The sequence below is a fragment of the Pseudomonas sp. Marseille-Q5299 genome, from assembly GCF_943737035.1.
GTDB classification, from domain to species: domain Bacteria; phylum Pseudomonadota; class Gammaproteobacteria; order Pseudomonadales; family Pseudomonadaceae; genus Aquipseudomonas; species Aquipseudomonas putida_E.
Genome location: NZ_CALSFR010000001.1, coordinates 944,361 through 959,259 on the forward strand (window position 1 = coordinate 944,361; position 14,899 = coordinate 959,259).

Genomic DNA, 14,899 nt, shown 5'->3' on the forward strand with positions numbered 1-14,899 from the left:
TTAGTTCACCCAGACGCGCGCGTTACGGAACATACGCATCAGCGCGGCGTCTTCCTGCCACTCATCCGGGCGCCAGGAGTTCTGCACGGCGCGGAACACGCGCTCCGGGTGCGGCATCATGATGGTCACGCGGCCGTCGCGGCTGGTCAGGCCGGTGATACCACGCGGCGAGCCGTTCGGGTTGGCCGGGTAGGCTTCGGTGACCTTGCCGTGGTTGTCGACATAGCGCAGGGCCACGCAACCGGACAGGTCGGCTTCCAGCAGTGCCTCTTCGCTGGCGAATTCGGCATGGCCTTCGCCGTGGGCGATGGCGATCGGCATGCGCGAACCGGCCATGCCCTGCAGGAAGATCGAGTTGGACTTCTGCACCTCGACCATGGCCACACGGGCTTCGAACTGCTCCGAGCGGTTGCGCACGAAGTGCGGCCAGTACTCGGTGCCCGGGATCAGCTCGTGAAGGTTGGACATCATCTGGCAACCGTTGCACACGCCCAGGGCGAAGCTGTCGGTACGCTCGAAGAAGGCCTGGAAGGCATCACGGGCACGGGCGTTGAACAAGGCCGACTTGGCCCAGCCTTCACCGGCACCGAGCACGTCACCGTAAGAGAAACCACCGCAGGCAACCAGGCCCTTGAAGGCTTCGAAGTCGACGCGGCCAGCGAGGATGTCGCTCATGTGCACGTCGATGGCGGCGAAGCCGGCGCGGTCGAAGGCGGCAGCCATCTCGACCTGGCCGTTGACGCCCTGCTCACGCAGGATCGCCACTTGCGGGCGCACGCCCTTCTTGATGTACGGCGCAGCGATGTCCTCGTTGACGTCGTAACCAACCTTGACCGACAGGCCCGGGTTGTCTTCTTCGAGCAGCGCGTCGAACTCCTGGTCGGCGCAGTCGGCGTTGTCACGCAGGCGCTGAACCTGGTAGCTGGTCTCGGCCCACTGGCGCTGCAGCATGCGACGGTCGTCGTCGAACAGCACCTGGCCGTTCAGGCTGATGGACACCTCGGCGTTGTTGACCGGTTTGCCGATCACCGCCACGCAACCTTCACCCAGGCCTGCGGCGCTGAACTGCGCCAGCACGTCCGGGGTAGCATCCTGGCGAACCTGGATGACTGCGCCCAGCTCTTCGTTGAAGAGGATGGCCGGCACGTCATTGCTGTTGTCGGTCAGCGGGTCCAGTTGCAGGTCGAGGCCGCAGTGGCCGGCGAAGGCCATTTCCAGCACGGTAGTCAGCAGGCCGCCGTCGGAACGGTCGTGGTAGGCCAGCAGGTGGCCGTCGGCGTTCAGGCCCTGGATCACGGCGAAGAATGCCTTGAGGTCTTCGGCGTCGTCGACGTCCGGAGCCTGGGCTGCGATCTTGCCGTAGGTCTGCGCCAGGATCGAAGCGCCCATGCGGTTCTTGCCGCGGCCCAGGTCGATCAGGATCAGGTCCGTCTCACCCTTGTCCATGCGCAGTTGCGGGGTCAGGGTCTTGCGGATGTCGGTGACCGGGGCGAAGCCGGTGATGATCAGCGACATTGGCGAAGTGACGCTCTTCTCGACGCCCTCTTCACTCCACTTGGTCTTCATCGACATGGAGTCCTTGCCGACCGGAATGGTCAGGCCCAGCTCCGGGCACAACTCCATACCGACAGCCTTGACGGTGTCGTACAGACGGGCGTCTTCGCCTGGGTGGCCGGCAGCGGACATCCAGTTGGCCGACAGTTTGATGTCGGACAGCTTTTCAATCTGCGCGGCAGCCAGGTTGGTCAGGGTTTCACCGATCGCCATGCGGCCGGACGCTGGCGCGTCGAGCACTGCCAGCGGCGTGCGCTCACCCATGGCCATGGCTTCACCGGTGTACACGTCGAAGCTGGTGGCCGTGACGGCGCAGTCGGCTACCGGTACCTGCCACGGGCCGACCATCTGGTCGCGGGCCACCAGGCCGGTGATGGTGCGGTCGCCGATGGTGATCAGGAAGCTCTTGCTGGCAACCGCCGGGTGGTTCAGGACACGCTGCACGGCGCTGTCCAGGTCTACCTTGCTCGGGTCGAAATCATCGCCCAGTTCGGCTTCGCGGGTTACCGAACGGTGCATGCGCGGCGGCTTGCCCAGCAGCACGTCAAGCGGCATGTCCACCGGCGTATTGCCGAAGTGGCTGTCGGTCACGGTCAGGTGCGGCTCTTCGGTCGCCTCGCCAACGACGGCGAACGGGCAGCGCTCGCGCTCACAGATGGCCTGGAAGCGTTCGAAGTCGACAGCGCTGACGGCCAGCACATAACGCTCCTGCGATTCGTTGCTCCAGATTTCGTGCGGGGCCATGCCCGGCTCGTCGTTGGGCACGTTGCGCAGTTCGAAGCGGCCACCGCGGCCACCGTCGTTCACCAGTTCAGGGAAGGCGTTGGAAATGCCGCCGGCGCCAACGTCATGGATGAAGGCGATCGGGTTCTTGTCGCCCAGCTGCCAGCAACGGTCGATGACCTCCTGGCAACGGCGCTCCATTTCCGGGTTTTCGCGCTGCACCGAGGCGAAGTCCAGGTCCGCCGAGCTGGCACCGGTGGCGACCGACGAAGCGGCGCCGCCGCCCAGGCCGATCAGCATGGCCGGGCCACCGAGCACGATCAGCTTGGCGCCGACGGTGATTTCGGCCTTCTGTACGTGGTCTTCACGGATGTTGCCCATGCCGCCGGCCAGCATGATCGGCTTGTGGTAGCCGCGCACTTCTTCACCGTGCGGGGTGTTGATGGCCTGCTCGAAGGTACGGAAGTAGCCGGTCAGAGCCGGGCGACCGAATTCGTTGTTGAACGCTGCGCCACCCAGCGGGCCTTCGATCATGATGTCGAGGGCGTCAACGATACGCTCAGGTTTACCGTAGGCCTGCTCCCATGGCTGTTCGAAGCCCGGGATGCGCAGGTTGGACACGGTGAAGCCGGTCAGGCCGGCTTTTGGCTTGGCGCCACGGCCGGTAGCACCTTCGTCACGGATTTCGCCGCCCGAGCCGGTGGAGGCACCGGAGAACGGAGCGATGGCGGTCGGGTGGTTGTGCGTCTCGACCTTCATCAGGATGTGCACCGGCTCCTGCACCGCGCCGTACTGGCGGGTCTCAGGGTTCGGGAAGAAACGCCCGGCAACGTTGCCGACGATCACCGAGGCGTTGTCCTTGTACGCAGACAGCACGCCTTCGCTGTGCATCTGGTAGGTGTTCTTGATCATGCCGAACAGGCTCTTTTCCTGAGCCTGGCCGTCGATGTCCCAACTGGCGTTGAAGATCTTGTGGCGGCAGTGTTCGGAGTTGGCCTGGGCGAACATCATCAGCTCGATGTCGTTCGGGTTGCGTTTGAGCCCATGGAAGGCGTTGACCAGGTAGTCGATCTCGTCTTCGGCCAGGGCCAGGCCCAGCTCGATGTTGGCCTTGGCCAGCGCGTCGCGGCCACCGGCCAGGATATCGACCGACGTCATCGGCTTGGGCTGGGCATGGCTGAACAGGTCGCTCGCCTGCTCCAGCTGGGCCAGCACGCGCTGGGTCATGCGGTCGTGCAGTTCAGCGGCGACAACGGCGGCGTCGGCGTCGCTCAGGTCACCGGCAACGTAGTAGGCGATGCCGCGCTCCAGGCGCTGGATCGACTGCAGGCCGCAGTTGTGGGCGATGTCGCTGGCCTTGCTGGCCCAGGGCGAGATGGTGCCCAGGCGCGGCACGACCAGGAACAGGCGGCCAGTCGGCTCCTGCACCGGCACGCTCGGGCCGTACTTGAGCAGACGGCCCAGCACCTGCTGCTGGTCGGCGGTCAGCTCGCCGTCGACATCGGCGAAGTGGGCAAATTCGGCATACAAACCAGTAACAGCGGGGACTTTCTGGCTCAGTTGCTCGAGTAATTTACCGTGGCGAAAGGCAGAAAGGGCAGGAGCGCCGCGCAGGATCAACATCGTCGGGACAGCCTCAGGAAGGGGTGTGCTTAGAGGCCGTGCATTCTAGCCTAATTCCGCGGCTTGCGGCACCCGCCAGAGGGCAATGCTGCCGGGCGGCGGAACCGGACTTCGGGGTCAAAAAAAGCGACAAGCCGCAAGCTGCATCACAGAACGCGCTACCAGACAACCTGGCAGTTGTCGAGATATGGCGCCCCCCGTCCTTTGCGTATACTGCAAGCTATGTTCGCCCATACTGCTTTGCGCCAGCGTTGCGCCAAATGGCTTTTCGCAACCGGTCTCTTTCTGTTGCTCGGTGCCTGCGTTGAAAAACCCAGCACCCTCGAGCGCGTGAAGGAGGACGGCGTGCTGCGCGTGATCACCCGCAACAGCCCGGCCACTTATTTCCAGGACCGCAACGGCGAAACCGGCTTCGAGTACGAGCTGGTCAAGCGTTTCGCCGACGATCTTGGCGTCAAGCTGGAGATCGAGACCGCCGACAACCTCGACGAACTGTTCGACGACCTGGGTAAACCGTCCGGTCCGGTGCTGGCAGCGGCCGGCCTGGTCAGCAGCGAGCGGCGCAAGACCCAGGCCAGGTTCTCCCATCCATACCTGGAAGTGACCCCTCAGGTCATCTATCGCAACGGCCGCTCGCGCCCAACAAACCCCAAGGGCCTGGTCGGCAAGAAGATCATGGTGCTAAAAGGCAGCAGCCACGCCGACCAGCTGGCCGAACTGAAAAGGCGCTACCCGGGCCTGGAATACGAAGAGTCCGACGCGGTGGAGGTGGTCGACCTGTTGCGCATGGTCGATGAAGGGCAGGTCGACCTGACGCTGGTCGACTCCAACGAACTGGCGATGAACCAGGTGTACTTCCCCAACGTGCGGGTGGCCTTCGACCTTGGCGAAACCCGCAACCAACGCTGGGCGGTCGCCCCGGGCGAAGACAACAGCCTGCTGAACGAAGTCAACGAATTCCTCGACAAATCGCAGAAAAACGGCACCCTGCAGCGTTTGAAAGACCGCTATTACGGCCACGTCGACGTGCTCGGTTACGTGGGCGCCTACACATTTGCGCAGCATTTGCAGCAGCGCCTGCCCAAATACGAAAAATACTTCAAGAGCTACGCCAAGGTCGAACAGGTGGACTGGCGCCTGCTGGCCGCGATCGGTTATCAGGAATCCTTGTGGCAACCGGAAGTCACCTCCAAGACCGGCGTACGCGGCCTGATGATGCTGACCCAGCGCACCGCCCAGGCGATGGGCGTGTCCAACCGCCTGGACCCGAGGCAGAGCATCAAAGGTGGTGCCAAATACTTCATGCTGGTCAAGCAGCAGCTCGACGACAGCATCAAGGAGCCAGACCGCACCTGGTTCGCCCTGGCGGCCTACAACGTCGGCAGCGGCCACCTTGAAGACGCGCGCACGCTGGCCAAACGAGAAAAGCTCAACCCGAACAAGTGGCTGGACGTGAAGAAGATGCTGCCGCGCCTGTCGCAGAAACAGTGGTACCGCCAGACCAAGTACGGTTACGCCCGTGGTGGCGAGCCGGTGCATTTCGTGGCCAACATCCGCCGCTACTACGACATCCTCACCTGGGTGACCCAGCCGCAGCTCGAGGGCCAGGTGGCCGAGGGCAACCTGCACGTGCCGGGGGTCAACAAGGACAAACCGGCGGAACAGTCGCCGCCGATGTAGGCGCTGCCTTGTGTTGCGAAAGGCCCGCACAGCTGTCCAGGGTTCAGTATTGAGGCATTAAAGGCGGGGCTGCCTTGCAGCCCTTTCGCGACACGAGGCCGCTCCTACACCTTGGCGCGCCGCGCCTTGAAGAATTCGCTCAAGATTGCGCCACATTCCTCGGCCAGCACCCCTCCTTCGAACATTACCCGATGGTTCAGGAAGCCCTGGCTGAAAAATTGCCCCTGGCTCTGCACGATGCCGGCCTTGGGCTCCAGCGCGCCATACACCACCCGGGCCACCCGCGAATGCACGATCAGCCCCGCGCACATGCTGCAAGGCTCCAGGGTCACATAAAGGGTGCTGCCCGGCAGGCGGTAATTGCTCGCAGACTTTGCCGCCGCGCGGATGGCGACCATCTCGGCATGGGCACTGGGGTCGCTGTCGATGATCGGCCGGTTGAAGCCCTGCCCGATCACCTGGCCGTGCTGCACCAGCACCGCGCCCACCGGCACCTCGCCCAGCGCGGCACCTTGTGCCGCCAGGTCCAGGGCCATGCGCATGAATTCCTGATCACGGCTGCGATCGATGATCTGTGGGCGCATCAGACCACCGCAATCGCGGCCATCAGGCCGGTTTCCATGTGGTCGATGACATGGCAGTGGAACATCCAGGTGCCTGGATTATCGGCCACCAGCGCCACCTGGGCCCGCTCGTTCTTGCCCAGCAGGTAGGTGTCGGTGAACCACGGCTCGACGATCTTGTGCCTGTTGGAGGCAATGACCTTGAAGCTCATGCCATGCAGGTGGATCGGGTGCTGGTATTGGGTCATGTTCTTCAACTCGAAGATGTAGCTCTTGCCTTTTTGCAGCGTGGCGATCGGCCGGTCGGCGCAGGTCTTGTCGGTGATGTCCCAGGCTTGACCATTGATCTGCCAAAGGCTCGGCGGCCTGCCATTTTCGGTGTTGACCGAAACCTTGCCCACCCATTCGAAATTGAAGTTCAGCTTCTCGGCATTCTCCAGGTCCGGCTCGGCCACAGGGTTCGGCGGCAAGGCAGGCGGCCAGTCGCTGGGCGCATCGTTGCTGGCTACCGAGCGCAAGGTGCCCAAGCGCACGAAGCCGTCGCGCAGGGAAATCTCTTCACCTGCCTCGGGGATGCGGATCGCCAGGCAGATACGCATGCCTGGCCCCAGCCAGTACTCGTCATCGAGCACACGCGGGGTGACCGGGTTGCCATCGAGGGCGTAGATTCTGGCCTCGTGATTGCCACCCTTGAGGTTCAGGCGATAGGTCCAGGTGTTGTCCAGGTTGAGCAGACGCAGGCGCACCACCTGCCCGGCCGGTAATTCGGTGACCGAGTCAGCCTGGCCATTGATGGTGATCAGCCGACCGGCGGTACCATTGCGCGCCGCTTCGCGGGGGATACTGAATGGCAGCCAGGCACCCTGCTCGTCCACGTGCCAGTTCTTCAGGCTCAGCGTGCGCTCATGCAAAAACCCGGTTGGCTCACGCTCCTCGACGATCAGCGGGCCTACCAGGCCGCGGCCGAGTTCTTCAGAGCTGCTGACGTGCGGGTGGTACCAGTAGCTGCCGGCGTCAGGCACACGGAACTTGTAGTCGAAATACTCGCCCGGCTTGACCGGCAACTGCGATACATACGGCACACCGTCCATTTCCAGCGGCAGGCGGATGCCATGCCAGTGAATGGTGGTTTCCACCGGCAGATGGTTGATGAACCGTACCCGCAGCCAGGTGCCCTGGCGAACCCGCAACTCGGTACCTGGCGCCGACGGGCCGAACGCCCAGGCCTCGGTCTTGAAGCCGGGCACAAGCTCGACCTCCAGGGGCGCCGCGATCAGCTCGTAGTCGTGCCCGGCATTCTCGTCCTCGACCTTGCCCAGCCAGTACCGCGCTGCGCCTCCGGCGCCCAGGCCTACTACAACCAGGCCGGTCAGGCCCTTGAGCATTTGTCGACGGGTGAAGGACATCGGTGCGGGTACCTCGTTTAAGCGCAGTCAAGCTGCCAGCACGGCTGGCGATGAAGGGCGAATACGATACACCTGCAAATGGGAAAGATTAAGTGAAGTGTTGCATAGCGCTGCCCTGAGCACACCTGGCAGGCACTATATACCGCCACCACGGCACCGTTTCTGCCACTTTCCGGCCCTCACCCTCGACCCTTGAGAGCCCTTATGTTACTTGGCAAAACGCAACCAGATACCCTTGATTCGCTGACCAAGCTGGCCAGGCAAGTGAGTGAAACGTGCCCGGACATGCGCCAGATGGCGCGAGAGGTCGCGCAGCAGATCCTTGACCGGCATGGCTTGGAGGCACATGACCCTGACAGCGTCTATCTGCACCGGTTTCACACCGCCGTCAGCAGCCCCAGAACCTTCAACGGATGGCAACATCTGGACCCACCGTACGAGTCCCTGACATTGCCCCAGCTGGTCATGCACCGCTTCGATGCCAATGATCAGGACAATGCCGACTTGCTCGGCTACCTCGTCGGTTTCTACAGCGATGGCCCCGGCAAAAATGCCTACGACGAACTCAACGAAGTGCGACTCGACGCGAGGAATGTCCTGGAGTACTTCTGGAGCATCGATTTCGCCAGTCACTTCAAAAGCCGGTTGAAGTCATTCTGGTCAACGCATTCCGAGAACTTTCGTACATTGGCCAAGGCCAACTTCCTGAGCAAAGTGCTAGAAGCCTGTGCACAGGACCCCACGTCAGGGCTTGCAAAGTGTTGCCGGGAAGTCACCCAAGCCTTGGTGGGAGACATCTCCTGGCCGCCTTCGATAGAAGCACTGCAACATCAGTCTGCAACGGGCAAGGGTATTCGTGCATGCACATTCGATATCGGCGGACATGTGGCTACGGATATCCTGCGCGTACAAATGCAAGATGGCAGGCAACTTGTCTACTTGCCCGGCGATGTCGATGCATTGCAGGTGTTCGACAATGATCAGGCGCTGTTCTGGTGGGTGCTCAACCACTGCAATCAGGCCGAAAACCGGGCCCGCTTCATGGCGCACTTCTCCCTCCAAGATCGTGACGAGGGCAATACCAGCATCGGGCTCAACCACCTTGTCGACCTGCTGTATCAAGGCTGGGGAAAAGATGATTACTCCGGCCTTAACACGCTCGATCAGCGAATCGATGGCGATGTTTTTAGCTGGCTGCGCGACAAAGCCCATCAGCGAATGCTCGATGATGCGCACGTTTCCCTGCGCTCGAATGACGATTTGCGCAAACAACTGTGGATCGGCTACCTGAGGGCGTCGCTGAGAGTCTTCGGCCCCATGGCTGCGGTGGACTGGCCCGTTGCGTTGGCCCTGGTGGGTGCCGGCATGGCAGAAACTGGCCTCAATATCGATCAAGCGATCAGTGGCCATACAACCTGCGAACGCAAGGCAGGCGTAACAGGCGCAATTCTTTCGGCCATCGAAACCCTGTTCAACGCCACGTTTCTCCTGAGTGCGCCGGGGCAACCCATTGCAGAACTGGCCGAGGTCACTGAAGCAGGCACAGGGAAAAACCTAGGTTCGGCAGAAGATCCAGCCACGGCCGGCGAAGTGGTCCAGGGCGAGGAGGAGGATGCCAGCGTGACGGATGCGGTGAAAGCCTGGGTCCCTGCGCCGTTCCAGCCCGCAGAAGGCTGGCCGTTGCTTAGCCCATTCGAAACCAACGTTCTACTGAGCGGCGAGCCCGGCACAGGAGCACTCCAAGGTATCTATACGCAGGATGGGCAGTTCTATGTACTGATCGACGAGCTACCCTATCAGGTGCGCTTTGCGCCCGAGCTGAAAACCTGGGCCATTGTGCCTCCCGAGACCCCCTTCTCTTTCTACAAAAGCCAGCCCATCCGGCTGGATGACGAGGGCCATTGGTATCCCGTCGACCGGGGCGGGCTCAAGGGTGGCATGCTCCCGAGGCTTAAAATCTGGGGGCGCCGCGCCACCGGGACAAGCCAGCCTGCGCTAGCCGCCACACCTTACGAAGTGCCTGCCGACTTGCGCGCCTCACTCAAAGACGTGGCAGACGAAGAGCTAACAGGGGTGCGAATCAATATTCATGACCCTGACAGGCTAGCGGCCGTCGCTCGCCTTCTCACGCTTCGCGAGCAACTGGCTACGGATGCCCGCGACTTCATGGCTACTGTGCAAGCGCCTGCGCGCCCTCGATTACCAGACATAATCCCCGGAACAACGCCAAAACAGATCCTGCAAAACATCTATGAGAACAGCCAGGGCCTGGTGGTAGGCGAGGCGCATAGCAGCCTGGGTAGCAAGCGCTTCTTGATCGACAACATGGCTGTGCTACGCAAGCTGAAGGTCAAGACGTTGTACATGGAACATTTCACGACCGACTTCCAGCAGGCCGACCTGGACGCCTTCAACCGCAGCGGCCAACTGCCCACAGCGCTGGACCGCTATATCACCGCACAGGACTTTGGACACCAGACCGACCTGGCAGGCCGATACACCTTCCGCCGGGTATTGCTGGAGGCGCAGAAAAACGGCTTGCGTATCCAGTCCATCGACTGCATGGCAAGCTACCGCCAGGCGTGGGCAACGCCACCATCCCCCGTGGCACGTCAGGAGATGATGAATTTCTATGCTCACCTGATCATCGAAGCTGACCAGGCTGCCCGCGGGCCAGGCAAATGGGTCGCATTGGTCGGTAACACCCATGCCAATAACTTCCATGGCGTTACAGGCCTGGCAGAAACCGAAGGCGTGGTAGGGTTGCGCGTCGAGGATACTCCGGTCGGAGGCGTCGACAGCTATGCGGTCGACCCTGGTGTAGACGCGCCAGAAAAGGGGGGCAAAGTCTGGCACCTGAAAAGCGACATACGGCTGCGCGCCTCGATTGAGCCATTCACCACAGCGGCGACCGATTTTGAAACATTGCTGATCAGGCCGGGTGACTACACCTTTGAACATATCGACAGCGACACGTACCTGATCAATCGCAGCCGCGACCTTAGCCTGCGCCGTACCCCCGTCAAACGCGATGGACGCTTCTATTACATCGAGCGACCAGACTGGCCGACCATTCATGAGCGACGACTAGAGCATCTTTCCGATCTGGACATCTTCCTCAGGATGCGGGGCATGCGTCATGTAGCCCATTGAAGACCATCAACCACTTTGCGAACCGCAAACAACAAGGGCGCCTTGCGGCGCCCTCGTGGCTCAACTCATTCCCACTCGATAGTGGCCGGCGGCTTGCTCGACACGTCGTAAGTCACGCGCGAGATACCGTCGATTTCGTTGATGATACGGCCGCTGACGGTTTCCAGCAGGTCGTAAGGCAGGTGCGCCCAGCGCGCGGTCATGAAGTCCACGGTCTCGACAGCACGCAGGGCCACGACCCAGGCGTAGCGACGGCCGTCGCCCACGACGCCAACCGATTTCACCGGCTGGAACACCACGAACGCCTGGCTGGTCTTGTGGTACCAGTCGGCCTTGCGCAGCTCTTCGATGAAGATGTGGTCGGCGCGACGCAGGATGTCGGCGTACTCCTTCTTCACTTCACCGAGGATACGCACACCCAGGCCCGGGCCCGGGAACGGGTGGCGGTAGACCATGTCGTACGGCAGGCCGAGTTCCAGGCCGATCTTGCGCACTTCGTCCTTGAACAGTTCACGCAGCGGTTCGACCAGCTTGAGGTTCATTTCCTCCGGCAGGCCACCCACGTTGTGGTGCGACTTGATCACGTGGGCCTTGCCGCTCTTGGCGCCGGCAGACTCGATCACGTCCGGGTAGATGGTGCCCTGGGCGAGGAACTGGATGTTGTCCAGTTTGCTGGCTTCGGCATCGAACACGTCGATGAAAGTGCGGCCGATGATCTTGCGCTTCTTCTCCGGGTCGGCTTCGCCTTCCAGGTTGTCGAGGAACTGCTTCTCGGCATCGGCGCGGATCACTTTGACGCCCATGTTCTCCTTGAACATGGCCATCACCTGGTCGCCTTCGTGCAGGCGCAGCAGGCCGTTGTCGACAAAGACGCAGGTCAGCTGGTCGCCGATGGCGCGGTGCAGCAGCGCGGCTACCACGGAGGAGTCGACACCGCCAGACAGGCCCAGCAGGACGTTGGCCGAGCCGACTTGCTGACGCACCTGGGCTATGGCGTCTTCGACGATGTTCGAAGGCGTCCACAGGGCTTCACAGCCACAGATGTCCTGCACGAAGCGGGACAGGATGCGACCGCCTTGCTTGGTGTGGGTCACTTCCGGGTGGAACTGCACGCCGTAGTAGCCGCGCGCGTCGTCGAACATGCCGGCGATCGGGCAGCTCGGGGTGCTGGCCAGGATGTTGAAGTTGCCCGGCATCTGGGTGACCTTGTCGCCGTGGCTCATCCACACGTCCAGGCCCAATACGCCGTCGCCATCAACGTGGTCTTCGATGCCGTCGAGCAGACGGCTCTTGCCGACCACGTCAACGCGGGCATAACCGAACTCGCGCAGGTCCGAACCTTCGACCTTGCCGCCCAGCTGCTCGGCCATGGTCTGCATGCCGTAGCAGATGCCCAGCAACGGTACATTCAGGTCGAACACGGCCTGCGGTGCACGCGGGCTGTTGGCTTCGTGGACCGACTCGGGGCCGCCGGCGAGGATGATGCCGCGCGGGTTGAATTCGCGGATCGCTTCATCGTCCATGTCGAACGGGTGCAGTTCGCAGTACACGCCGATTTCGCGCACGCGGCGGGCGATCAGCTGGGTGTACTGGGAACCGAAATCGAGGATCAGGATGCGGTGAGCGTGAATGTCGAGGGCCATGACTCAATCTCTGGTGCAGCTGCAAGCGTCTAGCTGCGAGCTGCAAGTTGATCGGGGAAAACGCGGTAGCTGCTGCAACGCAACTACCGCTTGGAGCTTGAAGCTTGCTACTTACCGCTGGAGGCTTCAGCCGACCCGGTAGTTAGGGGCTTCTTTGGTGATCTGCACGTCATGCACGTGGGACTCGGCCATGCCGGCACCGGTGATGCGCACGAATTCCGGCTTGGTGCGCATCTCTTCGATGGTTGCGCTGCCGGTGTAACCCATGGACGAACGCAGGCCGCCCATCAGCTGGTGGATGATCGCGGCCAGGGCGCCCTTGTACGGTACGCGGCCTTCGATACCTTCCGGCACCAGCTTCTCGGCACCGGCCGAGGAGTCCTGGAAGTAACGGTCGGAGGAGCCTTGCGCCTGTGCCATGGCACCCAGCGAGCCCATGCCGCGGTAGGCCTTGTAGGAACGGCCCTGGAACAGCTCGACTTCACCCGGGGCTTCTTCGGTACCGGCGAACATCGAACCCATCATCACGCAGGAAGCACCGGCGACGATGGCCTTGGACAGGTCACCCGAGAAGCGGATGCCGCCGTCGGCGATCAGTGGCACGCCAGTGCCTTCCAGTGCCGCTGCAACGTTGGCGATGGCACTGATTTGCGGTACGCCGACACCAGCGACGATACGGGTGGTGCAGATCGAACCTGGGCCGATACCGACCTTGACGGCGTCAGCGCCGGCTTCTGCCAGGGCCTTGGCCGCAGCGCCGGTAGCGATGTTGCCGCCGATCACCTGAACTTGCGGATAGGTTTCCTTGACCCAGCGAACGCGGTCGATCACACCTTTGGAGTGGCCGTGGGCAGTGTCGACGACAACCACGTCAACGCCAGCAGCTACCAGGGCGGCAACACGCTCGCCGGTGTCCTTGCCGGTGCCGACGGCAGCGCCGACGCGCAGGCGACCCTGGTCGTCCTTGCTGGCCAGCGGGTAGGCCTTGGCTTTTTCGATGTCCTTGACGGTCATCATGCCCTTGAGGCTGAACTTGTCGTCGACGATCAGGACTTTTTCCAGGCGGTGCTTGTGCAGCAGCTCGCGGACTTCGTTCTTGTCGGCGCCTTCGCGCACGGTGACCAGGCGCTCTTTGGGCGTCATCACGTCGCGCACCTTGGCATCCAGGCGGGTTTCGAAGCGTACGTCACGGGAAGTGACGATACCGACCAGGTCGCCGTTCTCCAGCACCGGAACACCCGAGATGTTGTTCAGGCGGGTCAGGTCGAACAGGTCGCGCACGGTGGCGTCGGCTTCGATGGTGATCGGGTCCTTGACCACGCCAGCCTCGAACTTCTTGACCTTGCGTACTTCGCCGGCCTGCTGTTCGATGGTCATGTTCTTGTGGATGATGCCGATGCCGCCTTCCTGAGCCATGGCAATGGCCAGGCGCGCTTCGGTCACGGTATCCATGGCGGCGGAAACCAGAGGGATGTTCAGCTCGATGCCACGAGTCAAACGGGTCTTGAGACTGACTTCATTGGGCAGTACCTCGGAGTAGCCAGGTACAAGGAGGATATCGTCGAAAGTCAGGGCTTCTTGGCTGATACGCAGCATCGCGGGGGCTCCCGGGCGGGAAAAATGGAAGCGCGCCATTATACTCATCCACGGCGCGCCGCTCAATGCAAAATAAGGGCCTTCGGTCAGCGTTCTGGCAGTTTTACCTGCACCACCGCCACCGGCTGGTCCAGCCAGTCGGCGAAGCTGTCGAGAAAGGCCTGGGTAAACCCGGCCTCGCCCCAGTTGTTGAAGATGAACCCCAGGTTGGAAAAGGCACATGGCTGCAGGTAAATGAAGCCATTGATGTCGTCCTCGAAGCCGCACAAGGGGCAGGTGAAGTTGTCACTCACCCCCGGCATCCACTCTTCCAGGCTTTCGAACAAGGGTTCGCCCACCTCGCGCCGGCACTCGGGGCAGCCGGCTTCTTCGAGGAAACCCTCGGTGGGGGTATAGATGCAGCGCTTGAGCATCACTTCCAGGCCGTTGACCGGCGCGCCAAACGGCAGCTTTTGCGGGTGCAGGGCGATTTTGCGCGCGCCTTCGGCCAGGGCATGGCCCATGCGGTTGCCGGTGCGACCGCAAGTGGTCAGTTGCTCCTCGACCACTTTTTCGCGCACCAGCCAGCGCAGGATGGCCCGGGCGCGGGCCTCGTGCACCGGCACGGTGGAGAGTTTCGGGACGATGATGCTCTGGGTGTTCATGGGCGAAACGGGCCTGGGGATTGCGGTAATCGCGCAATTCTACCGCTCACGCGCTCAGGTAGCGACCGATCAGCGCAAGGCCGCGGGCGGCGCTCGATTCATCAGCGCTGCAACACTCAAGGCATCACCCGCCCCCACCCCCCCCCCCGTGAGCGCGGCCCGCGGTCCGGCGCGCCCGCCGCCCCGCCCGCGCTCGCTGCGCAACATGGCCAGGCCGCGGCGGTAGATGGCGCGTTCGCGTACCCTGCCCAGCAGCGCCAACAACACTGCCGCGCCCGCCACAGCCTCCATGCCGCCGCGCCATGCCAGGCAAG

General features: G+C 62.5%; 8 protein-coding genes and 1 pseudogene. 2 read left to right on the plus strand and 7 right to left on the minus strand.

Translation table 11 applies throughout. From position 1 onward, the window contains the following. Nucleotides 1–3,900 (minus strand): phosphoribosylformylglycinamidine synthase, encoded by a 3,900-nt coding sequence (gene purL / locus NGJ21_RS04420; protein WP_251961873.1) that lies wholly within the window; start codon nucleotides 3,898–3,900, stop codon nucleotides 1–3. A 222-nt stretch (nucleotides 3,901–4,122) separates the two neighbouring features. Between purL and mltF the strand changes: the two genes are divergently transcribed. Then, the gene (gene mltF / locus NGJ21_RS04425) at nucleotides 4,123–5,580 is read left to right on the plus strand and encodes a membrane-bound lytic murein transglycosylase MltF (protein WP_115273982.1); all 1,458 of its coding nucleotides are present in this window, start codon (nucleotides 4,123–4,125) and stop codon (nucleotides 5,578–5,580) included. A 104-nt stretch (nucleotides 5,581–5,684) separates the two neighbouring features. Here mltF and tadA read toward each other — a convergent pair whose 3' ends face one another. After that, on the minus strand, nucleotides 5,685–6,164 hold the full coding sequence (gene tadA, locus NGJ21_RS04430; RefSeq protein ID WP_115273981.1) for a tRNA adenosine(34) deaminase TadA: 480 nt from the start codon (nucleotides 6,162–6,164) through the stop codon (nucleotides 5,685–5,687). Then, nucleotides 6,164–7,549: a multicopper oxidase family protein gene (locus tag NGJ21_RS04435; RefSeq protein ID WP_115273980.1), complete on the minus strand. Its 1,386-nt coding sequence runs from the start codon at nucleotides 7,547–7,549 to the stop codon at nucleotides 6,164–6,166. The genes tadA and NGJ21_RS04435 overlap by 1 nt, the downstream gene beginning before the upstream one ends. Nucleotides 7,550–7,753: 204 nt before the next feature. Here NGJ21_RS04435 and NGJ21_RS04440 point away from each other — a divergent pair, with 204 nt between their 5' ends. Then, the gene (locus tag NGJ21_RS04440) at nucleotides 7,754–10,702 is read left to right on the plus strand and encodes a membrane-targeted effector domain-containing toxin (RefSeq protein WP_251961874.1); all 2,949 of its coding nucleotides are present in this window, start codon (nucleotides 7,754–7,756) and stop codon (nucleotides 10,700–10,702) included. 65 nt (nucleotides 10,703–10,767) lie between these two features. On the opposite strand, the gene guaA is transcribed toward NGJ21_RS04440, so the two are convergent. The 4 genes and pseudogenes from guaA to NGJ21_RS04460 form a co-directional block, all read right to left on the minus strand. Further along, entirely contained in the window at nucleotides 10,768–12,345 is a 1,578-nt protein-coding gene (gene guaA / locus NGJ21_RS04445; RefSeq protein ID WP_012316007.1) for a glutamine-hydrolyzing GMP synthase, read from the minus strand. Nucleotides 12,346–12,471: 126 nt separating this feature from the next. Continuing rightward, the gene (guaB, locus tag NGJ21_RS04450) at nucleotides 12,472–13,941 is read right to left on the minus strand and encodes an IMP dehydrogenase (RefSeq protein WP_008094438.1); all 1,470 of its coding nucleotides are present in this window, start codon (nucleotides 13,939–13,941) and stop codon (nucleotides 12,472–12,474) included. A gap of 86 nt (nucleotides 13,942–14,027) precedes the next feature. Beyond that, nucleotides 14,028–14,585 carry a hypothetical protein gene (locus tag NGJ21_RS04455; protein WP_046784400.1) on the minus strand — a complete coding sequence of 186 codons (558 nt, stop codon included), beginning with the start codon at nucleotides 14,583–14,585 and terminating at the stop codon, nucleotides 14,028–14,030. A gap of 69 nt (nucleotides 14,586–14,654) precedes the next feature. After that, nucleotides 14,655–14,899: pseudogene (locus tag NGJ21_RS04460) on the minus strand (hypothetical protein); the annotation flags it as partial.

What these genes read in the sequence shown, in the direction of transcription:
- purL (WP_251961873.1), bottom strand. Translation starts at nt 3,900, where the DNA reads ATGTTGATCCTGCGCGGCGCTCCTGCCCTTTCTGCCTTTCGCCACGGT.
- mltF (WP_115273982.1), top strand. Translation starts at nt 4,123, where the DNA reads ATGTTCGCCCATACTGCTTTGCGCCAGCGTTGCGCCAAATGGCTTTTC.
- tadA (WP_115273981.1), bottom strand. Translation starts at nt 6,164, where the DNA reads ATGCGCCCACAGATCATCGATCGCAGCCGTGATCAGGAATTCATGCGC.
- NGJ21_RS04435 (WP_115273980.1), bottom strand. Translation starts at nt 7,549, where the DNA reads ATGTCCTTCACCCGTCGACAAATGCTCAAGGGCCTGACCGGCCTGGTT.
- NGJ21_RS04440 (WP_251961874.1), top strand. Translation starts at nt 7,754, where the DNA reads ATGTTACTTGGCAAAACGCAACCAGATACCCTTGATTCGCTGACCAAG.
- guaA (WP_012316007.1), bottom strand. Translation starts at nt 12,345, where the DNA reads ATGGCCCTCGACATTCACGCTCACCGCATCCTGATCCTCGATTTCGGT.
- guaB (WP_008094438.1), bottom strand. Translation starts at nt 13,941, where the DNA reads ATGCTGCGTATCAGCCAAGAAGCCCTGACTTTCGACGATATCCTCCTT.
- NGJ21_RS04455 (WP_046784400.1), bottom strand. Translation starts at nt 14,585, where the DNA reads ATGAACACCCAGAGCATCATCGTCCCGAAACTCTCCACCGTGCCGGTG.